The following is a 25,100-nucleotide window of genomic DNA, read 5'->3' on the forward strand; positions in this document are numbered from 1 at the left end:
TCGGAACGGCCACCCGTCGAGCGCTCCGGACTCGCTTTCCGGACCGTCTCTCCGCGCGTCCGGCGTCGCACCGCGTCGTCTGCGGCTTCCGAACACGTTCTTGCCGGGACAAAAGTTTCAAAGGTGGCCTCGCAACGTACGAGTAGTATCCGCACGCTTCGGCGGCCAGCGGTTCGGTCGCCGAGACCGTCGCCCTCCGCGTGCTGACTCACCTACCCATGACGGAAGCTAACCCCCCTCAGCGCCGAACCGACGCGTCGCCCGACCCCTTGCCGGTAGACGAGGCGGCCGAGGTCGCCGAGCGAGTGGTCGAGAACGTCGAGCGTGTCATCGTGGGCCACCACGACGTGACCGAACACATCGTCACCGCCATCCTCGCTCGGGGTCACCTCCTGTTGGACGACGTGCCCGGCGTCGGCAAGACGATGCTCGCCCGGTCGCTCGCCCGCTCCATCGACTGCGAGTTCTCGCGGGTCCAGTTCACCCCCGACCTGATGCCGACGGACGTGACCGGCGTGAACGTCTTCGACGAGCGGAGCCGGGAGTTCGAGTTCCGTCCAGGTCCCGTCTTCGGTAACGTGGTGCTGGCCGACGAGATAAATCGCGCGCCGCCCAAAACCCAGTCGGCCCTGCTGGAGGCGATGGAAGAGGCCCAGGTCACCGTGGACGGCGAGACCTACGAACTCGACCAGCCGTTCACCGTCATCGCCACTCAGAACGACGTCGAGGCCGACCGGACCTACGAACTCCCCATCGCCGAGGTGGACCGGTTCGCCAAGCGCCTGACGCTGGGCTACCCCTCCCCGGAGGACGAGTCGGAGGTCCTCCGGCGCGTGACCGGCGGCCACCCCATCGACGAGTTGGAGTCCGTGGCGACCGCCGAGGACGTGCTGGCGGCCCGCGAGACCGTCGAGAACGTTACCGCCGAGGAGGCGGTCCGGGCGTACGTCACCCGACTGGCCAACTACACCCGCGACCACGCCGACCTCGGGGTGAGTCCCCGCGGGTCTATCGCGCTCCTCCGGTCGGCACAGGCCCGCGCCGTCTTGGAGGGCCGCGACTACGTGGTCCCCGACGACGTGCAGTCGGAAGCCCAGAGCGTCCTCGCCCACCGGATTCGGACCGGGGCGTCCGGCGGGAAGTCGGGCCGGGACCTGATAACCGAGGCGCTCGAGTCGGTCCCGGTGGAGTGAGATGCTGACGCGACGCGGATGGGCGCTCGCGGCCGTCGCGGTCGGCGGCTTCCTGATGGCCGCGACGTTCAGCGCCCGCTCGTTGAACGCCGTCGTCGGTCCCGTCGCCATCGCGTTGGCGGCGGGCTACCTGCAGGTCAAGCGCGCCGGCCAGCCCGAACTCCGCACCGAGACGCCCGAGTACGGCTTCGCCGGCGAGACGGTCCCGGTCTCCCTGTCGTTCGACGCTTCGACGCCGCTGGCCGCGACGGTCCGACTCGACGCCGACGAGGGGCTGACGGTCGCCGACTCCGCGGTCGAGACGACCGTCGCCGACGAGTCGCTCTCGTTCGACGTGACGCTCCGCGAGCGGGGCTTCCAGTCGGTCGGCCCGGTCGAGGTCGTCGCCGAGGACGTGCTGGGCGTCTGGACCGAGACCTACACCTACCCCGTCAGCCGCGAAGTCGTCGTCTTCCCCGAGATTCACCGCCTGCGGGACGCCAGCGACCTCGCGGCGCTCCACCGGGAGTTCGGACTCGGCGGGCGCGACCGCTTCGACCAGTTGCGCGAGTACGAACGTGGCGACCCGCTCCGGAACGTCCACTGGAAGTCCAGCGCCAAGCGCCCGGACGACGAACTCGTGGTGATGGAGTTCGAGGACGAGGAGGAGCGCGAGCAGGTCGAACTCCTCGCGGAGGCCGAGGGCGGCCGGATGGACGACGTGGCGGAGGCGGCCGCCAGCGTCCTGACCTACCTGCTCGACGCCGGACTCGCGGTCGGCCTGACGGTCCCCGGCGGCCGGGTCGAACCCGGCACGGGACCGGACCACCGAACCGAACTGTTGACCCTGCTGGCCCGGACCTATCCCGGCACGGTCGGCGACTCGCGGCGCGACCGGGCCGACGTGCTGGTCCAGTCGGCGGCCGAGGAGGACGACGTTCGGGTCACGGTCGGCGACCGGACCGTCTCCTTCAGTCAGTTGTCCGGTGGAAGCCGAGGCGGTGAAGCAAGCCGAATGTCGGCGACCGACGACCGGACCGCGTTCGCAGACGGTGGGTCGGATGTCTCGGGAGGTGAGCGCCGATGAGCGCCGACCGCGCGGTCGGGACCGACTTCGAGTTCGGCGACGTGGACGTGTCGTACCACTGGCTCGCGGTCGGGTCGCTCGGCGTCACGATGGTCGCGTACCTGAGCGTCCTCTTTCACATCACCGACATCGTGGGCGGGACCGCGACGCTGGCCGCGCTGGTCGCCGCGACCCTGCTGGCGGGCGCGGCGACCGCCAGACGACTCCGCCCGTTGCAGGCGGCGGCGCTCGCGTTCGTCCTGCTGGCGGTCGGTCTCGTCGGCTACTATCTGGCGGTGCCGAGCGCCTACCTCGTGGCGCTCTCGCTCGGGAAGGTCGTCGCCGACAACGTGGCGCTGTTGACCGGGCTGTCGGTCCTCCGGATGACCGAGGTCGGCGCGTGGGCGCTCGGGGTCGCCCCGGCGATGGTGTTCGCGCCGTGGTACCTCGTTTTGCGGCGGCGCTACGCGCTGGCGGTCGGCGCGGCCGGGACCGCGCTCGGCTTCTTCGTGCTGACCGGCGACTTGAGCAACTTCGCCACGCTGGTCGGCACGCTCGGCGCGACCGCCTCCCTCGGGTTCGGGACCTTGGCGCACCGGGGCGGGACGGCCGCGCAGGTCGATATTCTGGCGGTCGTGCTGGTGGCGATGGTCGTGCTGGCCTCGACGGTCAGCGTCGTACCCGGCGGCGCGAAGAGTCCCATCCTGCCGGGGAGCGGCGCGAGCACGCCGACCGTCGAGCAGGCGTTCGTCACCAACGAGGAGCGCGTCTCGATTCAGGGGTCGATTCGGCTCTCGCCGAAGGTCCGGTTCACCGTCGAGTCGAGCGAACCCGCCTACTGGCGCGTCGCGGCCTACGACCGCTACGACGGCAACGGCTGGATTCGGACCGGCGACGCCACGCCCTACCGGTCGCGTCCGGCACCGCCCGGCCCGACCCGGAGCGTCGTGCAGAGCGTGACGGTCGAGGCCGAGCGGATGGCCGCGATGCCCGCGGCGTGGAAGCCGACCCGGTTGACCTCGGGCGACCGGGAGAACACCCGCATCAGTTCGCTCGGCGCGTTCGACCCGGTGGGCGCGCTCCGCGAGGGCGAGTCGTACACGGTCGTCAGCCGGGTCCCCGACGCCACCGAGAGCCAACTCCGGCGGGCGGGCACCGACTACCCCGAGTACGTCGAGAAGCGCTACCTGCAAGTGCCGGGGAGTTCGGCCGACCGCATCCTACAGCGCACGAACCGGATTACTGCGGCGGCGAACGCGACGACGCCCTACGAGAAGGCCAACGCCGTCGAGCGGTGGCTGGAGTCGAACAAGGCCTACTCGAAGGACATCTCCCGGCCCGACGGCAACATCGCCGAGAGCTTCATCTTCGACATGCAGAAGGGGTACTGCACCTACTACGCCACCGCGATGGTGACGATGCTCCGCACCCAAGACGTCCCCGCACGGTTCGTCGTCGGCTACACGTCGGGCCAGCGCGTCGCCGAGGACGAGTGGGTCGTCCGCGGACTCGACTCCCACGCGTGGGTCGAGGTCTACTTCCCGCGAATCGGCTGGGTGAAGTTCGACCCGACGCCGGGCGGTCCGCGCCAGCAGGTCGAGAACTCGCGCGTCGAGCAGGCCCGCGAGAGCAACGTCTCGGACGTGGACACCGGCGAGAGCGCGCGAGGCACGTGGACGCCCACGACGACCGAGACCACCGCCGACCCCGGCGGCACGGAAACGACCGCCGACCCCGCCGGCACCGAGACGACCGGGCCGGCCACGTCGGGTCCGGACATTCCGGCTCGCCAGCCGATAAACCCCGGCGACGGAATCGGCGGCACGGTCGGCGAGTTCACGACCACCGACGCGGGCGGCGGCGCGAGCGGCGACGAGGGCGGCGGCATCCCGATTTCGATGCCCTCGCGCGAGCAGGCGGCGCTGGGCGCGCTCGTGGTGGTCGGCCTGCTCGCGGCCGCGCGTCGGATCGGTCTGCTGGCGCGACTCCAGCGGGCGGTCTGGCTCCGCTGGCAACCGCGCAGGGACCCCGAGACCGACGTGAGCCGCGCGTTCGAGCGGCTCGAACGCCTGCTCGCCGGCGAGTACCGCGAGCGCGAACCCGGCGAGACGCCCCGCGAGTACCTCGCGGCGCTCCAGTCGCGCTACGACGTGGACGACCGGGCCGAGCGCGTCGGGACCATCTACGAGCAGGTCCGCTACGCCGGCGCGACCGACGACGGACTCGCCGACGAAGCGGTGTCGCTGGTAGACGAACTGGTCCGGGACCGACGCGGACTCCTCGGGCGGTAGCCCGTCCGCGTTTCCGTCATCGACTTCACACCGGCGCGACCGCTCGGACGCCCGGCGGGTCGGGCGACCGAGGCACAGGCCTCTCAGTTCGCTTTTTCCCGCGGCTCGACTCGAGTAACTAGCGACACAGTTTTGTACCCCTACGACCAATTCCCGAATTGTAATGTCGGAAGTGTGCTCGACGTGCGGGCTGCCTCAAGAGCTCTGCGTCTGCGAGGACGTCGCCAAAGAGTCCCAGCAGATTAACATCCGCATCGACGAGCGACGCTACGGTAAAGAGGTAACGATTATTGAAGGCTTCGACCCCAAGGACGTCGATCTGGACAGTTTGTCCTCGGACCTCAAGTCCAAGTTCGCCTGCGGCGGGACTGTCGAAGAGGGCCAGATAGAGCTTCAGGGCAATCACACCGGGCGCGTCGAGGATTTCCTACGTGACAAGGGTTTCAACGTAGCCTGACCTCGCGTCGGTTTTGCGTTGTGTAGCGGGTCACCGAGTGACGACCGCGTCTCGCGCCGGGGGACCGATTTCCGGTCGCCCGGCGCATCCTGTCGTTCTCCAAACACCACGTAGATTGCTCTGAGAAACATCTGTATACCCTTCGGCAATCAGAAGTGGGGTCTCCTAGCGGACCCGTCCGGCGGCCGCGCTACGGGAGGTACGTCGCGAGGAAGTTCACGATGCGGTCGAGGAGTTCGTTCTTCCGGCCCTCGTCGTCGTTCGAGTCGGCGTCCGAGCGGGAGCTCACACGAGGGCGTACGCTCGGAACCGGGAAAATACCCACCGACCGCCGGTTTCTTCGCGTTGGACGTCGAGCGGACTCGTCGGCCGGGCCGACCGCACGACCGCCCGCCGGTCGGGTCGAATTCGCGTCCGAGGACGAAAACCAGTAGTCCCCGGCCTCCGAAGGCACGGCCATGGAGACCCACGGCTTTCTCGCGCCCGAGACCGAGACCGAGGCCCGCGAGCGCTACGAGGCGGTCGGCCCTGCGGCCCAGACCGTCGTCAAGGAGACCGCGAAGGCGATGCAGTTCGCGCCCGACGAGTACGACGAGCGCGTGACCGGCGAGGTCGTCGAGACCGCCCGCGACGCGCTGTTCGCGTCGCTGTTGACCGTTCGGACCGGCACGCGCGAGGAGTACGACGACTGGCTGGCCGACCGCGACCGCGAGGTCGTCGAAGAGGGCTCGGAGAACGTCGAGCGCGTCGCGTGGCACGACGCACTCGGCGAGACGGTCGTCGCCGCGACTTACCAGCGCGAGGAGCGCGCCGCGGTGGCGACCCTCCGGCGGCAGGCGTTCGGACGCGTATACCGAGAGATGCTGTAACCGACTCGCTCAGGGCTCGAACTCCGATTCGACGCGCTCGGCGGTCGTCCGGACCTCGCTGCTGCACTCGTCGTACTCGTCGTGTGGCGCGCGACACGCTCCGTCGCAGGGGTGGTCCACGACCTCTTTGAGCCGGTGGACCGCCTCGTCGGAGAGGACCTGCCCGAGCGCGCGCGGGTCCTCGCCACTTCCGTCGCCGTCCGCCTCGCGGAGCGCCGCCACGTCCACGTTGAGGTCGTCTTCGAGGAAGTTCTCGGCGACGCAGCGCCGCCACGCGAACTCGCGGGCGGCCGCCTCACCGTCGTCGGTGAGCGTCACGCCCTCGTACTTCCGGTAGTCGGCGAGGCCGCGGTCGGCGAGCGTCCCGACCATGCCGGTCACGCTCGCGTCGCTCACGTCGAGCACCGCCGCGAGTTCCCCGGTCTTCGCCCGGCGGTCGGTCTCGGCGGTGAGCAGGTGGATGGCCCTGAGATAGCGCCCCTCGCTCTCGGACACGTCGCGCTCCGAACCCTCGCTCATGCTACGTAGTGTGGGCTTGCGTCGCTATAGTTTTGTTCCCGGACGCCTGCGAGATAGACGCGGACGTATCGCGGTTTTGGGTGCGGTAGCTACTGCCGACTCCGATGAGACCGCTCCGCCCTGCACTGCGACCGCACAGCAGTCTATTGCCGACGCCACGGAGCCACCGCCCAGCACCGCCCCGCACCGCGACCGCCTCGTCCACCCCAACCGACTGCGCTACCCGGTCTTCGACCTGCGTTGCTCGTCCCTCGCGCGGTGGGCGCGACCACCTGCGGGTCGCGCCCGCACGCGCCGACCGCAGACGGAACGCCGAACGTGTCGGCGACGAGTTCACCGACGCGATTCACGAGCTTACCGAGCGTCGTTTTCGATGAGTCACGCTTTACTCGCCCGCTCCCGACTACTCGCGCATGAGCGACGACTGGCGCGTCATCGAGTCGGTCGAGGAGTACGAAACCGGCTGGTACACCGGCGGCTACGACCTCGTGGAGCAACCCGACGGCTCCACGAAGAAGTACTACTGGGCCGAACTGCCGGCCGCGGTCGTCATCTTGGCCGTCACCGACGGACAGGTCGTCTTCGTCGAGCAGTACCGCCCCGTCATCCGCGAGGAGTGTCTGGAGTGCCCGGCCGGAATCGTCGAGGACGGCGAGTCCTACACCGAGGCCGGGGCGCGCGAACTGCGCGAGGAGACCGGCTTCGAGGCCGACGGCATCAGCCTGCTCGAAGAGTTCTACTGCTCGACCGGCGTCCTGCGCCACGAGCGCGGCATCGTCTTCGCCGAGGGGCTGACGCCCGTCGAGCGCGACTTAGATAGCAACGAGTTCCTCTCGGTCCGACCGATGCCGGTCGAGGACGCGCTCGACGCCGCGCGCGAGGCCCCGGCCAACGACGCGACCATCGAAGCGCTCCTGCTGGCCGAGAAGGAGGGCCTGCTTTGAACTGGTCGCGCGAGGCGAGCCTGACGGTCCCGACGCCGTGGGGCGACGTGGGCTACGACCGCCTCCGGCGACCCGACGGCCGGACCGAGGGCGCGGCGTGGGCCGACCCCCGCGACGCGGTGGTCGTGGTCGCGGTCCGCGAGGGAGCGAACGGAGGGACCGCCGACGGCGAGTCGAACGACGGCGAGGCGGCCGACCGCGGGGTCGTCCTGATAGAGGAGTACCGCCCGAAACTCCGCGAGACGGTCGTCACCTGTCCGGTCGGCAGGCTGGAAGACGGCGAGTCCTTCGAGGCGGGCGCGGCCAGAGAACTCCGCGAGGAGACCGGATTCGACCCCGCGACCACTCGACTGCTCGACGTTCACTACCCCGTGAGTTGGCTCCGGAAGCGCCGGGGTATCGTCTTCGCCACCGACCTGACGCCGACCGCCCCCGACCGCGACGACGGCGAGTTCACCGACCCGCGAACGGTCCCGGCCGACGAAGCCGTCTCGCGCGCTCGAACCACCGGCCCGGCGACGGGGTGGACGCTCGGACCGCTCCTGCTGGCCGACCACGAGGGCCTGCTCTGAGAGGGTCGGCCGTCAGGTCTCCGTGACCAGCGTCCGCGAAATGAGTTTCGCCTCGGCCCGGCGCATCCGGCCCGAGACCGCGGTCGGCGACAGGCCCAACTCGTCGGCGAGTTGTTCGAGCGTGATGTCGCGCGGTTCCTCGAAGTAGCCGCGTTCGAGCGCGGTCAGCAGGGTCTCGCGTTGCTCGGGCGTCAGGTCGTAGCTCCCCTCGGTACCAACCTCCGACAGCGAGTGGAGTCGCCGGAGTTCGAGCGCGACGTCGTTGTCCACGCACTCGGTCTGAAACGACCGCACGCCGTCGTGGTCCGTGAATCGGAGTTCGAAATGCCACGTGTCGTCCTGCCCGCTGGCCTCCAGCACGGTGGCGTCGCCGGTCCGGAGGACGCGTCCGAGGTCGCTCGTCGCGTCGGTCCAATCCACCCGGTAGAGAATCCGGTCGTCCATTCCCTCGACCTGCTCCAGCGTTTCGACGCCCGACTGCTGGCGGACCGTCTCGGCGAACGCGTCCAAGTTTCGCCCCCGTGCCCAGAAGAACGGGACCACCTCCTTGCGGGTCGGCACGACTTTCTCCAACTCGACGCGCACGTCGGGATGGGCCGCGAGCGCGTCGCCCAGCGTGAACTCCTCGGCTGGCGTCGTGAACTCCGCGATGACACTCATCGCTTCGTCAGACGACGCGCACGCCTAAAATAGAAGTGGCAACGTCTGTCACGAACTGGCGCTCACCCGTCGCGTTCCCGGCGCTCGCCCACGACCGCACCGATTTCGGCGACGTACTCCTCGCGCGAGTAGCCGAGTCGGGGCAACCAGACGTTCTGGTACGAGGGATGCAGGAGGGGCAGGACGGTCGCGTCGAACGCCTCGGACTCGACCGGTTCGAGGACCGAATCGAGGAATCCGCCCGGCAAATCGCCCAGTAGCGACAGCGTGGCGTGCCTGCCGGTCGTCGCCACCACCGCGGGCTCGACCTGCCGAATCTCGGTCCGGAGGTGGTCTCGACAGTTCGCGCGCTCGTCGGCGGTGGGTTCGCGGTTCGTCGGGATTTCGTCGCTCTCGCCGTCGTCTCCGCCGTGGTCCTCGGCGGGAAAGCACTTCACCGCGTTCGTGAAATAGCAGTCCTCGCTCGCGAGTCCCGCGTCGGCGAACAGGTCCCGGACCGTTCGCCCCGAGTGCCGCGAGGTGTAGGCCATCCCGGTCCAGTTGCCGCCCCGCCACCGTTCGGCGTCGGGAGTTCCGGAGGCCGGCGCTTCTCCCACGACCAACACGTCGGCGTCGAGCGACCCGTTGCCCCACGCGATGGACTCGCGGGACTCGACCAGCGCGGGACACCGCGAGCAGTCGGGTTCGAGGACGTTCCGCGAGTCGGGGTCCGGAAACTCGGCCATGCTCGTCGTTGGCGGCCGGCGCTACTCAACCTCACGCTCGCGGAAGCTATTTGTCGCCGGTCGCCCACCCCAAACGCATGGACGCGAACGTTCGCCCGGCGACGACGAGCGACGTGGCCGACGTGCGGCGGGTCGCCCGCGAGTCGTGGCACGCGACGTACGACGACCTGCTCGGCCCCGAGGCGGTCGAATCGGTCGTGGACGACTGGTACGACCTCTACTCGCTGCGTCGGTCGGTCGAGCGCGGGGACGGCGCGTTTCTGGTCGCCGAGCGCGAGGAGGACGGAGGGACCGACGAAAGCGACGCGGGCGACGCGGCGACCGGCGAGGGCGACACGGGAACCGACGCTCGCGACCCCGAGATAGTCGGCTTCGGGCAGGGCGTCCTCGGCGGCGGAGACGCCGAGGACGGCGCGGCCCAACTCCCCAGACTCTACGTCCACCCCGACTGCTGGGGCGAGGGCGTCGGCACCGCGCTCGCCGAGCGCATCGAGTCGTGGGCCGCCGAGCGGGGGGCCGAGCGCCTCCGTCTCGTCGTGCTGGCCGACAACGAGGTCGGAAACGCCTTCTACGAGTCCCGAGGCTTCCGGACGGTCGGCTCGCGCGAGTCGGAGTTCGATGGCGAGACCGTCACCGACTACGTTCGCGAGAAAGAGCTGTAATCTTCTACTGCGTCTCCCCGACCACCTCGGGGTCGCGCTACTCTTCGACGACTTCGAGACCGCGGTTGTTGACCGCGGCGGCGTCGAGACCGACCTCTTCGAGGAACTGCTTGTACTCGCGTTCGCAGGCCTCGGCGTCGGCCTGCTTGTCGCTGGCGCGGTCGCAGAGCGCCACGAGGTCCTCGGGCACGTCGTTGGTGTACACTATCCAGTGGTTGATGAGGTCCGACAGGCGTCGGATGGGCGAGGTGAAGTGACCGTATATCTCGAAGTTGAGCGCGTGGTGGCCGCCGAACGGGTCGTTCATGTAGCGCGCTCGCGGCATGACCTTCATCACGGCCCACTGAATCTTGTCGAGTTGTCGGTCCGGAGCGTCTTCGAGCGTCGCGTTGACCGCCTGTCGGGGGTCGTCCCACTTCGACCCCGGAATCGAGACGCCGTCCAAGTCCTGAATCTCCTGTAGGGCTTCGCTCCACTCGTCGGGACTCGGTTGCGGGTGGACGCGATACATCGCCTCGACGCCGCGGTTCCACATGAGTTCGTGGGTGACGGCCTTGTTCGCCTTCAGCATCGACTCCTCGATGATGGTGTGAGCGCGGTCCCGGCGGGGGTTGAGGACGAGGCTCCCCTCGTCCTTGCGCTGTTGGTGCATCTTGTCGGCCAACTCGAAGGCGAGTTTGTTCTCCTCGTGGAGGTCGGCGTCCTCGTCGTCGATGCGGCGCTCGGCCTGCGTGTAGGTCAGTCGCTCGTCGCTGTTGATGACCGACTTGTAAATCTCGATGTTCTCGTAGCCCAGATTCTCCTTGTCGAGGTGCATCTCGACGGTGTGGGCGAGTCGGTCCTCGTTGGGGACCAGCGAGCAGACCGTCTCCGCGAGGACCGGCGGGAGCATGTGCATCGTGTAGGCGGGCAGGTAGACCGTGTTCGCGCGCTCGACGGCCTCCTCCCACATGTTGGTGTCCGGGTTGACGTAGTGAGTCACGTCCGCGATGTGGACCCAGAGGACGTACTCGTCGTCGCGCTCCTCGATGGAGAGGGCGTCGTCGAAGTCCTGGGCGTCCACCGGGTCGGTGGTCCACGTCGTCATGTCGCGGAGGTCCTCGCGCTCGCCGACCTCGTCCTGAATCTCCTGTTGAATGTCCTCGGTGCGCTTCTCGGCCTCGGTCAGTACCTCTTGGGGAAACTCGTCGCGAATCTCGAACTTCTCGAAGAGTTTCTCGCGCTTCTCCTCGAGCTTGTCGGCGAGTTCCGGCGAAATCTCGACCGGGCCTTGCCCCTCGGGAGTTCCGGCCTCGGCCTGCGTGTCACTCGTCATACAGAGGGATAACGGAGTCGAGTAGTTAGGCGTATCGGAGCGGTGCGAGAACCCCCGTCCGCGGCCGCCCATCATCACCCCACCGCTCGCCGACGCCTACACTGTTCACTAACCCCACCACCGCCCTAGACACCCCGGCGTGGCAATCGATGCAGCGTCGGCGCACCGTTCGTGCGGTGTCGCCGCCGTCGTGTGGCGTCGTTAGCCGTCGCCTACCGCTCGTGGTCGAGGGGTCCGTACCGCTCCTCGACGGCGTTCCAGTACGCCTCCAGAAACTCCAGTTCGGCCAGTCCCCCGGCGTCGATGTCTACCAGCAGGTCTTCGAGTTCGTCGCGCGGTTGGTGACAGAGGTCGGTGTGACAGCCTTTACAGAGGTACTCGAACTGTTTGCCCTTCCGGTCCCAGCGGTCGCCCTCCTTGTCGTACTCTCGGGCGTCCGAGCGACGAGTGGTCTCACCGCAGGCGATACAATCGACCGAGTCGTTTCCCCGGTTGCTCCGGGAACCCCACATACCAGTATCCACGGGCCGGGCTTACTTGCGGTTTTTGGTCGTTTCCTGAGTAGATTCGACGGGAATGAACGCGAAATTAACGACGGCTTACCCCGGCACTCTCGGGTCGAACGCGCCCGGAGCGCAGCCGGATTCCGACTCCGAGCATCGCGGGGCTTATCCACCCGGACCGCCAACGTGGGGTCGATGGACGCCGAAATCGCTCCCGACGAGGTTCGGGAGCTCCTCGACGCCGACGACGAGGTCCGAATCCTGGACATCCGCTCGGAGGAAGAGTTCGAGCGCGGACACATCCCCGGCAGCGAGAACGTGCCGTTCCACGCGCTCGCCGACGAGATAGAGCGACTCGACGGCGCGCGGCGCGTCGTCACCGTCTGCCCGCACGGGAAAGCCAGCGTGCAGGCCGCGCGACTCGTCGCCTCCTACGAGGGTCTGCCCGACGACGCGCGCGTCGAGAGCATGGCCGGCGGTCTCTCGGAGTGGGACCACGAACTGGAGACCGCCGAGGGGTCGGCGGGCGACGCAGAAGCCGACGCGTCGGAGAACTCCGCCGACGGTCCGGACGCACCGTTCTGAACGTTCGCTACTCCTCGTCTGCTTCCTCGCCGTCGGTACGTCCGTCGGCACTCTCCTCCTCGTCGCTCTCGTCCAGCATCTCCTCGGTCATCTCTCTGGCCTCTTGGAGAATCGACTGGGCGTCACCGTCCAGCGACCCCGTACCTGCCGCGCCTGCGCCTGTGCCGCTGGCCATCGACCCGCGGCCCTGCGAGTTGGCGCGCTCCAGTTCGTCTTCGAAGAGTTCGCCGCCCTGCGGTTCGTCGCCAGCGTGGTCGTGCGTGGTGTCCTCGAAGACCTGCGGGAAGCCGACCTCCTTGGCGTACTCCTCGACGCGCTCGGCGAGTTCGTCCTCGCCGTCGTCGCTCCACCCCGGCGCGTGGTCGTCCAGCCACTCCTCGTGGTCGTCGTCGCCGAGCATCGCCGTGAACGCGAGGTGGTTGGCGAGGTGTTCGGCGTCGGACTGAGGCGTCTCGCAGACCGGACAGGCGTATCCCATGTTCCGGGGTAGGTCGCCCGCGCCGAAAAGCGCCACGCTCGATGCTCGGAGAGGTTCGACTCTGGACCCCTATTCGTCCAAGTCTACGACCAGAATCAGCGCGTCCTCGCCGTCGTCGTAGTACCGCGGGACGGTCCGGAGGTACTCGAAGCCGAACTCCCGGTACAGCCCCACCGCGCGGTCGTTGCTCGCGCGGACCTCCAACTTCACGCTCTGGGCACCGCGCGTGCCGAGGACCGTCAGCGCGCGTTCGAGCAGTCCCCCGCCGATGCCCTCGCCGCGGTACTCGGGGTGGACCGCGATGTCCTTGACGTGACCGAACGCCCGGCCGTGATTCGGCACGAGGTTGGCGACGACGTAGCCGACGACGCTCTCGTTTCCGTCGCCGTCGAGGTAGCCCGACGACTCCTCGCGCGCGACCGCGACCAGAAAGCCGGGGTCGCCCAGATACCGCTCGAACGCGGAGAAGGGCCACGGCTGGTCGAAGGAGGCCCGCTCGATGCGTAGCACGGCCAACAGGTCGGCCTGCACCGCCTGTCGAATCCGCACGTCGTCGCCGTCCTCCGCGGGAGTCGTTGTCACTGCCCGCGGTTTCTCGCCCGACCCTTAAGAGTGTCATGCCCGATACGCGCCCCGTAATTCTTTAGTAGTACTATTCATAAGAACGAAATGCACTCTCCGGCCGGAGGTGCAAGCTCCCGAAATCTCCCCCACCCACCCCCACCTTTTGCGTCGCGACAACTCCCGAGTCGCAACTTCTTCGACTCGAAGAGTGACTCTGTCGGGCGCAAAGAGTCGCACGTGGAAGCGACGAGCGACCGATTTCGTACGTTAAACAGCAGCAAAATATTTATGCAATATAATATTACTTACAACAGAGGTGAATTAATGCGTGTTTGGACTTTCGTTCGCATCCAATTGCGACCTCAGCTACTACTACGTCTGCCTCTCGTAGTAGTCCCCACCGACTCGTCATTTTCTCCGCCGGAAACGGTCGAATCCGCCGCTCGGCTAGCGTTTGCTCCGCCGTCGAGGCGTGCCGTCGAAGGACGATGACGTGCGAACGGACCGCCCGTACTTTTAGTCGGAACCCTCTCGCCACGCTCGAGGGACCCGCGCTCCTGCGTAGTGCGCTGGCGTACCGACGGTGTAGTCGCTAGTTCGGCCGACGGCTCGGCCTGCGACGTCGCGGTGTCCCCGTCGCTGACGGGCGTGAGAAAAAACGGAAGGGATTGCGCGCTACTTAGTCGTCTGCCGGAGCGGGCGAGTCGCCGCCGGACTCGGCCTGCTTCTTCGTGTGCGAGAGCTTGCCACCGTCGGCGAGAATCTCGCGCTCGCGCTGAGAGGCGTCGAGGTGGGCCGTCGCTTCCCAGTTGTCGTTGACCCGAACCGTGAACTCTTCCTTACCGGAGCGGACCGCTTCAGCCACGTCGTCCACGATTTCGATGTTGTCGCCCTGGTCGATCTTCTCGTAGGTCTCCTCGTCGATGGTCAGCGGGATGAGACCGAAGTTGAAGAGGTTCGCCTTGTGGATGCGGGCGAAGCTCTGGGCGAGGACGCCCTCGACACCGAGGTACATCGGACAGAGCGCCGCGTGTTCGCGCGAGCTACCCTGACCGTAGTTCTCGCCGGCCACGAGGAAGCCGCCGTCGGACTGCTTGGCGCGGTCGGCGAACTGGTCGTCCACGCGCGAGAGCGTGAACTCCGAGAGCTTCGGGATGTTCGACCGGAACTTCAGGATGTCGCTGGTCGCCGGGATGATGTGGTCGGTCGTGATGTTGTCCTCCATCTTCAGGAGGTTCGGTCCCTGCAGGTCCGAGCCCATCTCGTCCTTCAGCGGCACGTCGCCGATGTTCGGCCCCTTGATGAGTTCGTCGTCGGGAGCCTCGTCGGGCGCGATGAGGTCGGTCTTGCTACCCGTGTACTGGTCGGGCATCTCGAAGCCGGGGTCCTCGAGGTCGCCGAGTTCGTCGGCGAGGTCGCGCGGGTCCACGATTTCGCCCTTGATGGCGGCCGCGGTGGCGACTTCGGGCGAGCAGAGGTAGACGTTGTCGTCCTCGATACCCGAGCGGCCCTCGAAGTTGCGGTTGAAGGTCCGGAGCGAGACGGAGTCGCTGGCCGGGACGTGGCCGATGCCGATACAGGCACCGCACGTCGCCTCGGAGAAGTTGACCCCTGCGGCCATCATCTCGGAGACCCAGCCCTCCTTCGCCAGCATCTCGGAGGCCTGCTTGGAACCGGGCGCGACGATCATCTCGGTCGTCTTGTTCGTCTCGCGACCCTCCAGCATCTTCGCGGCCGGGAGGATGTCCTCGTACGCGCCGTTGGTACAGGAGCCGATCATGACCTGATCGACTTCCGTACCCTCGACTTCGCGGACGGGCACGACGTTGTCGGGCATCGACGGCTTGGCGATGAGCGGTTCGAGGTCGCTCAGGTCGATGGTGATCTGGTCGGCGTAGTCGGCGTCCTCGTCGGGACCGATTTCGACGTGCTCGTCGCCGCGGCCGAGGCGTTCGAGGTAGTCTTTGGTGTTCTCGTCGGTCGGGAAGATCGAGGAGGTCGCGCCGAGTTCCGTCCCCATGTTGGTGATGGTCGTCCGCTCGGGGACCGAGAGGCTCTCGACGCCCGGACCGGTGTACTCGAAGATCTTGCCGACGCCGCCCTTCACGGAGAGGCGACGGAGCATCTCGAGGATGACGTCCTTCGCGGTGGCCCACTCGGGGAGTTCGCCTTCGAGTCGGACGTTGACGACTTCCGGCATCTCGATGTAGTACGCGCCGCCGCCCATGGCGACCGTCACGTCGAGACCGCCGGAACCGATGGCGAGTTCGCCCAGTCCGCCGGGGGTCGGCGTGTGGGAGTCCGAGCCGAGCATCGTCTTGCCGGGCGCGGCGAAGTTCTCCTTGTGGACGTTGTGACAGATGCCGTTACCGGGCCGCGAGAAGTGCGCACCGAAGGTGCCCGCCGCCGAACGCAGGAAGCGGTGGTCGTCGGTGTTCTTGAAGTCGAACTGGTAGGTCTGGTGGTCGCAGTACTGCGCCGCCAGTTCCGTCTGCACTTCGTCGAGTCCGAGCGCTTCGAACTGCAGCCAGACGAGCGTCCCTGTCGTGTCCTGTGTGAGGACCTGATCGATCTCGATGCCGATCTCCTCGCCAGTTTCGAGGTCGCCCTCGACGAGGTGGTCCTCCAGAATTTTTTCAGTTAGCGTCTGTCCCATATCGACCGAATATCGACCCTCCAAGCGTATAAATCCCGCGTGTTTCCGTTCTCTACGCCGGTTGTAAATCCCGACGCCGTGCGGCAATAATTGTACGAACCGAACCGCGGTCCCGCGCGCGAGGCGACTCCGCCAACGCTATAACGTTTCGGTGGAACCGGACCCACATGTTCGAGAGCGGTCCTTTCGTCGCCGAACACGTTTCCGACACCGACGACGACCAGATTCAACCGAACGGCGTGGACCTCACGCTGGAAGCGGTCTACGAGCAACGCGAACCCGGACGCATCGGCCGCGAGGACAAGGAGATCGGCGAGCGCCGGGAACTCGAAACCGAGCAGGTCGCCGACGACGCCCCGGAAACCTACTACCTCACCGCCGGGGGCTACGTCGTCCAGTACGCCGAAACCGTCCGGATTCCCGAGAACCACGTCGGCTACATCTACCCCCGGTCCTCTCTCCTCCGCAACTCCTGCATGCTGAACACCGCGGTCTGGGACGCCGGCTACGAGGGGAAGGGCGAGGGACTGCTCGAAGTCCACCACGATATCGAAATCGAGACGGGCGCGCGCATCGCGCAACTCGTCCTCGCGGAGGCGGACCACGACGGCACCTACGCCGGGTCGTATCAGGGCGAGAACGTCGCGCTGGACGAGTTCTGAGCCAGGTTTTCGGGATCTCCTGTTAAACCTTTTGTTGGTTCCGTTTCGTTCAGAGGAACGGTGGTGATACTTTAACCTCTTTTCCGCGCTCTCTATGATTGCATGCCGCGAGATAGAAAGTTCAAACGAAGAGCGTTCCTGAAGACGACCGGCGTAACCGGTGTCGCGACGACCCTCCCGCTCTCGGGCACCGCGGCGGCGGACGACGATACCATCATCGACGACGGCTTCGACCTTACACTCGACGTGCTTCGAGAGGCACTGGTGGTGTTCGACTCGCGCGACGACGTGGACCGTCTCGCCGACCTCGACCTCGTGAACGGCTACTACGAGTTCGACGTGCTCCCCATCGGCTACACCGAGCTCTACGCCGACCAGATTCGCGACATCGCGTCGTGGGACTCGGTGCGGTTCGTCCGCAAGAACGTCGAACTCGACTACTACAACGACGACGGCCGCGAGGTCACGGGCGTCTCGAAGGTTCAGTCGGACTTCGGGTACGAGGGCGACGGCGTCCACACCGCGGTCATCGACTCGGGCGTCGACGGCGACCACCCCGACCTGCAAGACCAACTCGTCAACAACTTCCAGTGGGTCGGCAACCCCCTCGGTAGTCCGACGCTGTGGGCGGACGCGGGCATCGCCGACACCGATGGCGGCGGCCACGGCACTCACTGTTCGGGCACCATCGCCGGCGACGGGTCGGCCAGCGACGGTCAGTTCCGCGGCATGGCTCCGAACGCGGACCTCACGGTGTACGCCGGGGGCGCGGTGCTGGTCGTCCTCAAGACCGCCGCGGCCTACGACCACATCCTCAAGCGGGTCCGCGACGGTTCGACCGACGTCAAAATTGTTAGCAACTCCTACGGTTCCTCGAACGGGAGCGCGTTCAACCCCGACAACGCCCTCAACACCGCGACGTGGAAGGCGTATCAAGAGGGCCTGCTCTCGGTGTTCGCCGCAGGCAACTCCGGGCCGGGCACGAACACGCTGAACCAGTACGCCAAGGCACCGCAGGTCCTCGGCGTGGCCGCGACGAACGACCAGAAGGAGGTCACGAACTTCTCGTCGCGGGGTCGGAAGCAGGACAGCACCAACACGCCCGACAACTGGAACCGACAGACCGCGCTCGACAACCTCGCGTCCTACTACGAAACTGGGAGCGCGTCCGGTCCGCTGGGCGTCTACCGACCCGGTATCGGCGCGCCCGGCAACGCCATCGTCAGCACGATGTCGCCGGACGACGCGCTCCAGTCCCAGAGTCCCGACGACGGGCGACTCTACTACGCCACCATCTCGGGGACTTCGATGGCGTGTCCGATGACCGCGGGCATCGCCACGCTGGTCGTGGACGCCTACCGCCAGAACAACTCGGGGGACATCGGCCCGCTGGAACTTCTCAACGCCATCAACGCCGAGTCCGACGAGGTGTACGACAGCTACACGCCGTACAACGTCGGTTCCGGGTTCGTGGACGCCGACGCCGCCGTGACCCGCGTCGAGAACGGGAACCTCGCCTCGTTCGGCGACGTGACGCTGGTGAACTGAGGACCCGCTTGCGGCGCTTTTTTCGAGAAAAAGTGAACTGAGGCCGAGTCAGTAGTCGGCCAGGCGAACGTCGTCGAAACCGGCGAGGTCGCCCGATTCGGCCCGTCGGACCGCCGGACGCCTCCGAAACCCCGCGGTCCGGAACTGGCGGTCGGCGTCGGGGCGCTGACCGCGGCCGCACTCCTCCCGCACCTCGCCGACGGACTCGCGCTGGCCGGCAACGCCGGACTCGCCTCGGCGTCGTCGGTCGTCGTTACTCCGACCGGAGTCCGGCGAAGCCTCCGGCAGCGGTTCGACCGCGTCTGGCGGTTCGCCGCCCCGTTCCGGTACAGTCGGTGGGACGACTCCGACCCGCTGGACCGCGAGGGCCGCGCGGCGCTCTACGAGGCCATCGAGGAGTCGCCCGGCGCGTACCTCTCGGCGGTCTGCGAGTCGGCCGACGTGCCGGTCTCGACCGCTCGCCACCACCTCGACGTGCTCGAAGACGAGGGGTTGGTCACGGCCGTCAAAGTCCGGGGCAAGCGCCGGTTCTACCCCGGTCGCGCCGAGAACGCGGAACTGGTCGCGGCGCTGGGGGACGAGGGGACCGCGCCGGTCCTCCACGCACTCGCCCGCCTCGGGGACACCCACGGCGGTCTCCTCGCCGACGAACTCGACCGCGACCCCAGCACGGTCTCCCACCACCTCTCGCGCCTCGAAGACGCGGGGTTGATCGAACGAGAGCGAGAGGGCCGAGCGGTCGTGAATCGACTCACGGCCGAGGCGCGCGAGGTGCTCTGCGGGGGTGAGCGGCCGGACACCGAGGCCTCGGCGGTCGCGGACTGACCCTCGGACTCGGCCCGATAGCTGACGGCACGCTTATCAGTTCGAGTAACGAACAGGAGGCATGGTCGAACTCGGACGCCTGCTGAGTCGGGAGAACTTGGACCGGATGGAGATACTCGGAGCGGTCTGCCTCTCGCTGCTCTTCGTCGCACCCGTCGTCTACTACGTCCTCAACTACGTCGCCAGTTACCTCCTCGGAGCGCTCGGAGTGGCGACCCCGACTCCGTTCTATCTCGCGGGGCTCATCTTGGTCGGGTCCGTCGTCGTCTCGATATGGAGCGCGTTCGAAATCGTCGAACGCTACTACGCTTGAGAGTCCGTCGATACTTCCACCAGCAGTCTCACGACCGGACTACAGGTCGAACATCTCGGCGGCCTGCTCCATGTCCTTGTCGCCCCGGCCCGAGAGGTTCACCAAAATCACGCCGTCCTCGTCCATGTCCGCGGCGAGTTCCTCGGCGAGCGCGATTGCGTGACTGGATTCGAGCGCAGGGATGATGCCCTCCAGCTCCGAGAGTTTCCGGAACGCGTCGAGCGCGTCGTCGTCGTGGACCGCCCGGTAGTCACACCGGCCGACCGCCTCGAACATGGCGTGTTCGGGACCGACCGCAGGGTAGTCCAGCCCCGCCGACACCGAGTGGACGTCGGTATCCTCGTCCAACGTCCGGGTCTTCATGCCGTGCATCACGCCCTCCTCGCCCTCCGCGAGCGGGGCGGCGTGTTGTCCAGACCCTTCGCCCTCACCGCCGCCTTCGGCACCGTAGAAGTCCACGTCGTCGTCGCGGAACGCGTGGAACAGTCCGATGGCGTTCGACCCGCCGCCGACGCAGGCGACGGCGGCGTCGGGCAGCCGCCCGGCTTTCTCCCGTATCTGCTCGCGGGCCTCGCGGCCGATGACCGACTGGAACTCCCGGACCATCCGCGGGAAGGGGTCGGGACCGACCGCCGAGCCGACGAGGTAGTGGGTGTCCTCCATGTTCTGCGCGAAGTCTTCGAGCGCCACGTCCACCGCGTCGGCGAGTCCGGCCCCGCCCTGCGTGACCTCGGTGACCTCCGCACCCATCAGGCGCATCCGGAAGACGTTCATCTTCTGCCTGTTGGCGTCCTTCTCGCCCATGTAAATCTCGGTGTCGATGCCCAACAGCGCCCCGACCATCGCGGTGGCGACGCCGTGCTGGCCCGCACCGGTCTCCGCGATGAGCCGGCTCTTGCCGGCTTCCTCGGCGAGGATGGCCTGTCCGAGGCAGTTGTTTATCTTGTGCGCGCCGCCGTGGAGCAGGTCCTCGCGCTTCAGATATATCTGCGCGCCGAACTCCTCGGAGAGGCGCTCGGCGTGGAAGACCGGCGTCGGTCGCCCCGCGAAGTCTTCGAGGTAGCCCCGGAAGCGCCCGCGGAAGCGGTCGGTGTCGTGAATCTCGTCGAACGCCGCGGCGAGTCGGTCGAGTGGCTCTTCCATCGGCTCCGGGACGTGTCGGCCGCCGAAGCCCTCGAAGTCGCCTGACGCGGAATCGTCTGCCATGTCGTACGATTGTGAACTTCTCGCACATAAATGTACGACTCCGCGTATCAGCCGACGGAACTGTCGGAAACGAGCGCTGTCGCGGTCGTTGGTTCTCGCCCGACGCTCCGGGGAGTCCCGCCAGCAAAACGCTCTAACTCTCGAAGGGAACTCTTCACCCACTGTAGACGCTCCGCCGTATCGGTAGCGGTGGCCACCGAGCCTTTCCGCGCGAGTCCCGAACAGACGATGATGACAGACCCTCACCGCGAACTGGGCGTCGAGTTCGGCGACCTCGCCGCGCTCCTCGACGACCACGAGTATCCCGCGACGATGCAGGAACTGACCGACGCCTACGGCGACTACGAAGTTACGTACCCCGACGGCACCGAACGCCTCGCCACGTTGCTCGCACCGTACGACGACACTTACCAGTCGGCCACCGAGGTCCGACAGGCCGTCCTGAATGGGGTCGGGCAGGGCGCGGTCGGCCGGAAGGCCTACACCGACCGCGGCGGGTTCGCTTCGACGCGGAACGACGTGTCGTTTTGAGCGACGCGCGAACTCGGCGTCGATGGAAAATCGACTAAACGGTTTTCCCGTACGAAGCGAACTACTGCCGACGCCAATCGAACCGCACAACGCCGCAACTCCACTGAGGCCGCACCGCACTGCGACTGCCCCGTGCCGCGACCGTCCCGGACCGCGACTGCCCACACTGCGACGGCCCTGCACGACACCGCCACCGCGCGCCGAGCAGTTCGATTCACCTGCGGTCGTGAGCGGAACCGACCGTCCGAGAAACGCCGCAGAACAGACGAAATCGACTGTCTCTCGGCCGCCAACTCGCGGTAATCGCGGCTTACTTGCACGTAAGCGTCACCTGAACTCCGCGGTCGCTCGTTCCCATCTGCCGAACGTTCGTGAACGAACCTGAACGGACGACTACATTATCTCGGCGCATCGGCATTGTTTTCGTAGACGACTCACTGCTGGCGGGCGGTCGCGACCGCCCGCCGGGGAGACGGGAGAGACACGCTCAGGATGAACACGAACACGACAGGGGCGACGGCCGAATCGGCCGCCGAGACCGTCGCGCAACTCTGCGACGACCGCGAACTCGTCGTGGTATCGAACCGCGAACCGTACAGCCACGCCCGCGAGGACGGCGAGGTCTCTGTGGACCGACCGGCGGGCGGACTCACCGCCGCGCTCGACCCAGTGATGCAGACCGCCGAGGGGACCTGGGTCGCGTGGGGCGACGGCGACGCCGACCGCGAGGTCGTCGGTCCGGACGACGCCGTGGCGGTCCCGCCCGAGGACCCCGCCTACGACCTCCGACGCGTCTGGTTGACCGACGAGCAGGTCGAGGGCTACTACCGGGGGTACAGCAATCAGGTCCTCTGGCCGCTGTGTCACCTCGACACGGCCAAACTGACTCCGCGCGAGGACTTCTGGTCCGCGTACCGCGAGACCAACGCCGACTTCGCCGACGCGATTCTGGACTCGACCGCCGACGCGGACCGCGACCCCGTGGTCTGGTTTCAGGACTACCACCTCGCGCTCGCTCCCCGGCGGGTCCGCGAGGCGCGTTCCGACGCGTTCCTCGCGCACTTCTGGCACATCCCGTGGCCCTCGTGGGACGTGTTCCGGGCCTGTCCCCAGTACGAGCATCTGCTCGACGGCCTGCTCGCGAACGACCTCGTGGGCTTTCACACCGACGCGTACTGCCGGAACTTCCTCGACTGCGTGGACGCCGCGACCGACGCCCGCGTGGACCGCTCCAGTCGGAGCGTCTCCTACCGCGGCCGGCGCACCTTCGTCCGGGCGCTCCCGCTGGGTATCGACGCGGGCCGACAGGCCGCTCTCGCGGAGAGCGACGCCGCCACCGAGTGGTGGGCCCAGTTCCGCGAGACCCACGGCATCGACGCGAGCGAGACCGTCGCGGTCGGCGTCGAGCGCCTCGACTACACCAAGGGCATCGAACCGCGACTCCGCGCGCTCGAACGCTTCTGGGCCGAGAACCCCGAGTGGTGCGGGAACTTCACGTACGTCCAGAAGGGCACCGAGAGCAGGTCGGGCATCCCGGCCTACGACGCGCTGCAGGACCGCGTGGCCGCCGAAGTCGAGCGCATCAACGACCGGTTCGGCACCGACGACTGGACGCCCGTCGTCTACACGACCGACCACCTGCCCGAGGAGGGCATCGCGGCGCTCTACCGGGAGGCCGACCTCGGTCTCGTGACCCCGGTCCGCGACGGGATGAACCTCGTCGCCAAGGAGTTCGTCGCGGCCCAGACCCGCGACCCCGGCGTCCTCGTGCTGAGCGAACTCGCGGGCGCGACCGGCCAGTTGGGCGACGAGGCCGTCGTGGTCCACCCCCACGACGCCGCCGGGTTCGCCGACCGAATCGGCGACGCACTCTCGCTATCGCGCGCCGAAAGCCGCAGGCGCGCCGCCGACCTCCAGCGCGAGGTCCACGCCGAAGACGTGTACGACTGGTTGGAATCGACCTTCGAGACCGCGGCCGCCATCGAGCGCGGCCGTCGCTCGGTCCGGACGGCCGGGCCGCGAGCGACCGACGACTGACCGGACGCAGTTCCGCACCGACCGCGACGCCACTTCGACCGACATCACTCTCTCATGTCGAACGCCACAGACTCCGACGACGGAACCGACGAACCGGACGCCGAAACCGCGCCCGAGGCCGCGCCGGACGCCGACCACGAGATTCCGGTCCCGCTCCGCGACAACCTCCACGCCATCGTGGAGGAACTCGTGAATCACGAGGGCCTGCTGGTCGCGCTCGACTTCGACGGCACGCTCGCGACCATCGAGCGCCGCCCCGACGAGGCCGCGATTCCCGACCGAACCCGCGAGGCGGTCGCGGCGCTGGCCGACCACCCGAACGTCGCAGTCGCGGTCGTCAGCGGCCGGGAACTCGCCGACGTGCGCGAGCGGGTCGGTCTGCCCGACGTCTCCTACGCCGGGAACCACGGTCTCGAAATTCAGGCCGACGAGTACGAGGTCCACCCGACCGCCCGCGACGCCGAGGAGGACATCGCGCGCCTCTGTGACCTTCTCCGCGACGAACTCGCCGACGTGGACGGCGTCATCGTGGAGAACAAGGGCGTGACCGCGACGGTCCACCACCGACTCGTGGACGACGAGTCGGTCCCCGTGGTCGAGAACGCCGTCGAGGCGCTGGTCGCCACCCGCGACGACGTGCGCCTGACCACCGGCAAGGACGTGCTGGAACTCCGCCCCGCGGTCGAGTGGGACAAGGGCGAGGCCGTCAGGGAACTCTACGACGAACTCGTCCCCGACGGCGAGCGCTGGCTCCCGGTCTACGTCGGCGACGACACCACCGACGAGGCCGCGTTCAGTCTGCTGGGCGAGCCCGGTCTGGGCGTCAAGGTCGGCGACGACCCCGGCACGGAGGCCCCGTATCGCGTGGCCGACCCCGAGTCGGTCCGGGCCGTCCTGACGTGGCTGAGCGACTACGGCGTCGGGTTCCTCGACGCCGACCGCCGGAACGTGCCGGTCGGCACCGCGTGAGACGCCGCCGCGTCGCGTCCCGAACCCTCTCGCCGCCGCGCCGTCTCCGTAATGCGCCGTTGAACCTCCGGGTCGGCGTGCGAACGGTGTGAACGGTCGCGCCCGTTTATTCGCCGAATCGGTCAACTCCCACGACATGGCAACCGACGACGCCGACGACGAGCACCGCGAGGACCGCGGCGGACCGGACGAGAAGCGCGCGGGGGACGAGAATCGCGCGGGACCGGAGGACCGGCCGGGCGCGCCCGACCCCACCGACGCCGGGGCGTCGTCCGCGGACGACCGTACCTACGCCAACGCGGGCCGGGAACCGACCACCCAGACCCGCGAGGGCACGCGGAACGCCGACGCCGGTCAGCCAGCGCCCCGGCGACACGGGCCGGACGAGCGCGGGACGCCCCAGAACCGGCGGTACGGCTCGCGACCGCCGAGCGGTCGCACGCCACCGCGAGGTGCCGACTCCGCCTCGGGCCGCTCCCGAAACGAATCCCCGGAAGCGTCCGGGCGCACTCCGCCCGAAGAGGGTCGGGGTCCGGCCGAGGCGGGGCGGCCGCAAGCCGACCCGCCCGACGAGCGCGCGCCGACCGAAGGTACACCGCCCGGAGAAGCGCCACCGGGAGAAGCGCCGCCGAAGCGAACCCAACCGCTTCGAGAGCCGTCCGAACCGCACGCCGAGACCGGCGAGCGAGTCGAATCCGGCGGCCGCACCGAGGAGAACGCGAGGAGCAAGCGCGGCGACGACGCCGACGACGGCGAGGTCCCCAAGTACGGCGGCCTCTGGGACCCGAGTTGGGGAACCGGACGGAGCGAGGTCGAGTCCGACCGCGACCGGACCCGCCGCCGCGAGTACGAACGGCAATTCGACCGCCAGCGCGACCGTCAGCGAGATTTCCAGCGTGACAAGAGCGGTGGGAAATACCGCCGCCGATAAGAGGCGGGGAAACCACCGCGGACAGAAGAGCGGCGGGAGA

The 25,100-nt window shown here is 67.9% G+C and carries 27 protein-coding genes; 17 read left to right on the forward strand and 10 right to left on the reverse strand.

Going from position 1 to position 25,100, the window contains the following annotated elements:
• The first annotated feature begins 218 nt into the window (after positions 1-218).
• From M0R88_RS08925 to M0R88_RS08945, 5 genes are all read left to right on the forward strand, one after another.
• Positions 219-1,193 carry an AAA family ATPase gene (locus M0R88_RS08925; RefSeq protein WP_248656586.1) on the forward strand — a complete coding sequence of 325 codons (975 nt, stop codon included), beginning with the start codon at positions 219-221 and terminating at the stop codon, positions 1,191-1,193.
• Between the two features lies 1 nt (position 1,194).
• A complete protein-coding gene (locus M0R88_RS08930; protein WP_248656587.1) occupies positions 1,195-2,259 on the forward strand; it encodes a DUF58 domain-containing protein in 1,065 nt (354 codons plus the stop codon).
• On the forward strand, positions 2,256-4,529 hold the full coding sequence (locus tag M0R88_RS08935; RefSeq protein ID WP_248656588.1) for a transglutaminase TgpA family protein: 2,274 nt from the start codon (positions 2,256-2,258) through the stop codon (positions 4,527-4,529). Before M0R88_RS08930 ends, M0R88_RS08935 begins: the two co-directional genes overlap by 4 nt.
• A 163-nt stretch (positions 4,530-4,692) precedes the next feature.
• A complete protein-coding gene (gene yciH / locus M0R88_RS08940; protein ID WP_113276842.1) occupies positions 4,693-4,986 on the forward strand; it encodes a stress response translation initiation inhibitor YciH in 294 nt (97 codons plus the stop codon).
• Between the two features lie 458 nt (positions 4,987-5,444).
• Positions 5,445-5,855: a DUF5809 family protein gene (locus tag M0R88_RS08945; protein ID WP_248656589.1), complete on the forward strand. Its 411-nt coding sequence runs from the start codon at positions 5,445-5,447 to the stop codon at positions 5,853-5,855.
• A gap of 9 nt (positions 5,856-5,864) precedes the next feature.
• On the opposite strand, the gene M0R88_RS08950 is transcribed toward M0R88_RS08945, so the two are convergent.
• Positions 5,865-6,374: a metal-dependent transcriptional regulator gene (locus tag M0R88_RS08950; protein ID WP_248656590.1), complete on the reverse strand. Its 510-nt coding sequence runs from the start codon at positions 6,372-6,374 to the stop codon at positions 5,865-5,867.
• 413 nt (positions 6,375-6,787) lie between these two features.
• On the opposite strand from M0R88_RS08950, the gene M0R88_RS08955 reads away from it, so the two are divergent.
• Positions 6,788-7,318, forward strand: a complete 531-nt coding sequence (locus tag M0R88_RS08955) for an NUDIX hydrolase (protein ID WP_248656591.1) — start codon at positions 6,788-6,790, stop codon at positions 7,316-7,318.
• Positions 7,315-7,890, forward strand: coding sequence for an NUDIX hydrolase (locus M0R88_RS08960; RefSeq protein ID WP_248656592.1), 576 nt, complete (start codon positions 7,315-7,317; stop codon positions 7,888-7,890). The genes M0R88_RS08955 and M0R88_RS08960 overlap by 4 nt, the downstream gene beginning before the upstream one ends.
• 12 nt (positions 7,891-7,902) lie before the next feature.
• Here the strand turns inward: M0R88_RS08960 and M0R88_RS08965 are convergent, their stop codons facing one another.
• Both M0R88_RS08965 and M0R88_RS08970 read right to left on the reverse strand, forming a co-directional pair.
• On the reverse strand, positions 7,903-8,550 hold the full coding sequence (locus M0R88_RS08965) for a helix-turn-helix domain-containing protein (RefSeq protein ID WP_248656593.1): 648 nt from the start codon (positions 8,548-8,550) through the stop codon (positions 7,903-7,905).
• Positions 8,551-8,612: 62 nt separating this feature from the next.
• Positions 8,613-9,275 (reverse strand): uracil-DNA glycosylase, encoded by a 663-nt coding sequence (locus M0R88_RS08970; protein ID WP_248656594.1) that lies wholly within the window; start codon positions 9,273-9,275, stop codon positions 8,613-8,615.
• A 77-nt stretch (positions 9,276-9,352) separates the two neighbouring features.
• On the opposite strand from M0R88_RS08970, the gene M0R88_RS08975 reads away from it, so the two are divergent.
• Complete coding sequence (locus M0R88_RS08975; protein WP_248656595.1) at positions 9,353-9,937, forward strand: GNAT family N-acetyltransferase; 585 nt, start codon at positions 9,353-9,355, stop codon at positions 9,935-9,937.
• A gap of 37 nt (positions 9,938-9,974) precedes the next feature.
• On the opposite strand, the gene M0R88_RS08980 is transcribed toward M0R88_RS08975, so the two are convergent.
• Together M0R88_RS08980 and M0R88_RS08985 are read right to left on the reverse strand one after the other, a co-directional pair.
• A complete protein-coding gene (locus M0R88_RS08980) occupies positions 9,975-11,252 on the reverse strand; it encodes a ribonuclease catalytic domain-containing protein (protein WP_248656596.1) in 1,278 nt (425 codons plus the stop codon).
• A 212-nt stretch (positions 11,253-11,464) separates the two neighbouring features.
• Positions 11,465-11,764 (reverse strand): DUF7562 family protein, encoded by a 300-nt coding sequence (locus tag M0R88_RS08985; protein WP_248656597.1) that lies wholly within the window; start codon positions 11,762-11,764, stop codon positions 11,465-11,467.
• 186 nt (positions 11,765-11,950) lie between these two features.
• On the opposite strand from M0R88_RS08985, the gene M0R88_RS08990 reads away from it, so the two are divergent.
• A complete protein-coding gene (locus tag M0R88_RS08990; protein ID WP_248656598.1) occupies positions 11,951-12,340 on the forward strand; it encodes a rhodanese-like domain-containing protein in 390 nt (129 codons plus the stop codon).
• Between the two features lie 7 nt (positions 12,341-12,347).
• Here the strand turns inward: M0R88_RS08990 and M0R88_RS08995 are convergent, their stop codons facing one another.
• The 3 genes from M0R88_RS08995 to M0R88_RS09005 all read right to left on the reverse strand — a co-directional run bounded on the left by M0R88_RS08995 (position 12,348) and on the right by M0R88_RS09005 (position 16,038).
• On the reverse strand, positions 12,348-12,854 hold the full coding sequence (locus tag M0R88_RS08995; protein ID WP_248656599.1) for a DUF5810 domain-containing protein: 507 nt from the start codon (positions 12,852-12,854) through the stop codon (positions 12,348-12,350).
• A gap of 33 nt (positions 12,855-12,887) precedes the next feature.
• On the reverse strand, positions 12,888-13,400 hold the full coding sequence (rimI, locus tag M0R88_RS09000; RefSeq protein ID WP_248656600.1) for a ribosomal protein S18-alanine N-acetyltransferase: 513 nt from the start codon (positions 13,398-13,400) through the stop codon (positions 12,888-12,890).
• Positions 13,401-14,061: 661 nt separating this feature from the next.
• A complete protein-coding gene (locus M0R88_RS09005; RefSeq protein ID WP_248656601.1) occupies positions 14,062-16,038 on the reverse strand; it encodes an aconitate hydratase in 1,977 nt (658 codons plus the stop codon).
• Between the two features lie 167 nt (positions 16,039-16,205).
• On the opposite strand from M0R88_RS09005, the gene M0R88_RS09010 reads away from it, so the two are divergent.
• Both M0R88_RS09010 and M0R88_RS09015 read left to right on the forward strand, forming a co-directional pair.
• On the forward strand, positions 16,206-16,700 hold the full coding sequence (locus tag M0R88_RS09010) for a deoxyuridine 5'-triphosphate nucleotidohydrolase (protein WP_248656602.1): 495 nt from the start codon (positions 16,206-16,208) through the stop codon (positions 16,698-16,700).
• 102 nt (positions 16,701-16,802) lie between these two features.
• Positions 16,803-18,248, forward strand: coding sequence for a S8 family serine peptidase (locus M0R88_RS09015; protein WP_248656603.1), 1,446 nt, complete (start codon positions 16,803-16,805; stop codon positions 18,246-18,248).
• A 48-nt stretch (positions 18,249-18,296) separates the two neighbouring features.
• Here the strand turns inward: M0R88_RS09015 and M0R88_RS09020 are convergent, their stop codons facing one another.
• Complete coding sequence (locus M0R88_RS09020; protein WP_248656604.1) at positions 18,297-18,713, reverse strand: hypothetical protein; 417 nt, start codon at positions 18,711-18,713, stop codon at positions 18,297-18,299.
• Between M0R88_RS09020 and M0R88_RS09025 the strand changes: the two genes are divergently transcribed.
• Both M0R88_RS09025 and M0R88_RS09030 read left to right on the forward strand, forming a co-directional pair.
• Positions 18,639-19,073 (forward strand): winged helix-turn-helix transcriptional regulator, encoded by a 435-nt coding sequence (locus M0R88_RS09025; protein ID WP_368409381.1) that lies wholly within the window; start codon positions 18,639-18,641, stop codon positions 19,071-19,073. The genes M0R88_RS09020 and M0R88_RS09025 overlap by 75 nt on opposite strands.
• A gap of 61 nt (positions 19,074-19,134) precedes the next feature.
• Positions 19,135-19,386 carry a hypothetical protein gene (locus M0R88_RS09030; protein ID WP_248656606.1) on the forward strand — a complete coding sequence of 84 codons (252 nt, stop codon included), beginning with the start codon at positions 19,135-19,137 and terminating at the stop codon, positions 19,384-19,386.
• Positions 19,387-19,425: 39 nt separating this feature from the next.
• On the opposite strand, the gene trpB is transcribed toward M0R88_RS09030, so the two are convergent.
• The gene (gene trpB, locus M0R88_RS09035) at positions 19,426-20,592 is read right to left on the reverse strand and encodes a tryptophan synthase subunit beta (protein ID WP_248656607.1); all 1,167 of its coding nucleotides are present in this window, start codon (positions 20,590-20,592) and stop codon (positions 19,426-19,428) included.
• A gap of 228 nt (positions 20,593-20,820) precedes the next feature.
• On the opposite strand from trpB, the gene M0R88_RS09040 reads away from it, so the two are divergent.
• The 4 genes from M0R88_RS09040 to M0R88_RS09055 all read left to right on the forward strand — a co-directional run bounded on the left by M0R88_RS09040 (position 20,821) and on the right by M0R88_RS09055 (position 25,060).
• Positions 20,821-21,123, forward strand: a complete 303-nt coding sequence (locus tag M0R88_RS09040; protein ID WP_248656608.1) for a DUF5789 family protein — start codon at positions 20,821-20,823, stop codon at positions 21,121-21,123.
• Positions 21,124-21,615: 492 nt separating this feature from the next.
• Positions 21,616-23,160 (forward strand): alpha,alpha-trehalose-phosphate synthase (UDP-forming), encoded by a 1,545-nt coding sequence (locus tag M0R88_RS09045; RefSeq protein WP_248656609.1) that lies wholly within the window; start codon positions 21,616-21,618, stop codon positions 23,158-23,160.
• 54 nt (positions 23,161-23,214) lie between these two features.
• On the forward strand, positions 23,215-24,129 hold the full coding sequence (gene otsB / locus M0R88_RS09050) for a trehalose-phosphatase (protein ID WP_248656610.1): 915 nt from the start codon (positions 23,215-23,217) through the stop codon (positions 24,127-24,129).
• Positions 24,130-24,265: 136 nt separating this feature from the next.
• Positions 24,266-25,060 (forward strand): hypothetical protein, encoded by a 795-nt coding sequence (locus M0R88_RS09055; protein WP_248656611.1) that lies wholly within the window; start codon positions 24,266-24,268, stop codon positions 25,058-25,060.
• Positions 25,061-25,100 lie beyond the last annotated feature (40 nt).

It is taken from the genome of Halorussus gelatinilyticus, assembly GCF_023238445.1.
GTDB classification, from domain to species: Archaea; Halobacteriota; Halobacteria; order Halobacteriales; family Haladaptataceae; genus Halorussus; species Halorussus gelatinilyticus.

Excerpts from the sequence above, each read along its gene's own strand:
- M0R88_RS08925 (WP_248656586.1), top strand. The coding sequence starts at position 219 with ATGACGGAAGCTAACCCCCCTCAGCGCCGAACCGACGCGTCGCCCGAC.
- M0R88_RS08930 (WP_248656587.1), top strand. The coding sequence starts at position 1,195 with ATGCTGACGCGACGCGGATGGGCGCTCGCGGCCGTCGCGGTCGGCGGC.
- M0R88_RS08935 (WP_248656588.1), top strand. The coding sequence starts at position 2,256 with ATGAGCGCCGACCGCGCGGTCGGGACCGACTTCGAGTTCGGCGACGTG.
- yciH (WP_113276842.1), top strand. The coding sequence starts at position 4,693 with ATGTCGGAAGTGTGCTCGACGTGCGGGCTGCCTCAAGAGCTCTGCGTC.
- M0R88_RS08945 (WP_248656589.1), top strand. The coding sequence starts at position 5,445 with ATGGAGACCCACGGCTTTCTCGCGCCCGAGACCGAGACCGAGGCCCGC.
- M0R88_RS08950 (WP_248656590.1), bottom strand. The coding sequence starts at position 6,374 with ATGAGCGAGGGTTCGGAGCGCGACGTGTCCGAGAGCGAGGGGCGCTAT.
- M0R88_RS08955 (WP_248656591.1), top strand. The coding sequence starts at position 6,788 with ATGAGCGACGACTGGCGCGTCATCGAGTCGGTCGAGGAGTACGAAACC.
- M0R88_RS08965 (WP_248656593.1), bottom strand. The coding sequence starts at position 8,550 with ATGAGTGTCATCGCGGAGTTCACGACGCCAGCCGAGGAGTTCACGCTG.
- M0R88_RS08970 (WP_248656594.1), bottom strand. The coding sequence starts at position 9,275 with ATGGCCGAGTTTCCGGACCCCGACTCGCGGAACGTCCTCGAACCCGAC.
- M0R88_RS08975 (WP_248656595.1), top strand. The coding sequence starts at position 9,353 with ATGGACGCGAACGTTCGCCCGGCGACGACGAGCGACGTGGCCGACGTG.
- M0R88_RS08980 (WP_248656596.1), bottom strand. The coding sequence starts at position 11,252 with ATGACGAGTGACACGCAGGCCGAGGCCGGAACTCCCGAGGGGCAAGGC.
- M0R88_RS08985 (WP_248656597.1), bottom strand. The coding sequence starts at position 11,764 with ATGTGGGGTTCCCGGAGCAACCGGGGAAACGACTCGGTCGATTGTATC.
- M0R88_RS08990 (WP_248656598.1), top strand. The coding sequence starts at position 11,951 with ATGGACGCCGAAATCGCTCCCGACGAGGTTCGGGAGCTCCTCGACGCC.
- M0R88_RS09005 (WP_248656601.1), bottom strand. The coding sequence starts at position 16,038 with ATGGGACAGACGCTAACTGAAAAAATTCTGGAGGACCACCTCGTCGAG.
- M0R88_RS09010 (WP_248656602.1), top strand. The coding sequence starts at position 16,206 with ATGTTCGAGAGCGGTCCTTTCGTCGCCGAACACGTTTCCGACACCGAC.
- M0R88_RS09015 (WP_248656603.1), top strand. The coding sequence starts at position 16,803 with ATGCCGCGAGATAGAAAGTTCAAACGAAGAGCGTTCCTGAAGACGACC.
- M0R88_RS09030 (WP_248656606.1), top strand. The coding sequence starts at position 19,135 with ATGGTCGAACTCGGACGCCTGCTGAGTCGGGAGAACTTGGACCGGATG.
- trpB (WP_248656607.1), bottom strand. The coding sequence starts at position 20,592 with ATGGCAGACGATTCCGCGTCAGGCGACTTCGAGGGCTTCGGCGGCCGA.
- M0R88_RS09040 (WP_248656608.1), top strand. The coding sequence starts at position 20,821 with ATGATGACAGACCCTCACCGCGAACTGGGCGTCGAGTTCGGCGACCTC.
- M0R88_RS09045 (WP_248656609.1), top strand. The coding sequence starts at position 21,616 with ATGAACACGAACACGACAGGGGCGACGGCCGAATCGGCCGCCGAGACC.
- otsB (WP_248656610.1), top strand. The coding sequence starts at position 23,215 with ATGTCGAACGCCACAGACTCCGACGACGGAACCGACGAACCGGACGCC.
- M0R88_RS09055 (WP_248656611.1), top strand. The coding sequence starts at position 24,266 with ATGGCAACCGACGACGCCGACGACGAGCACCGCGAGGACCGCGGCGGA.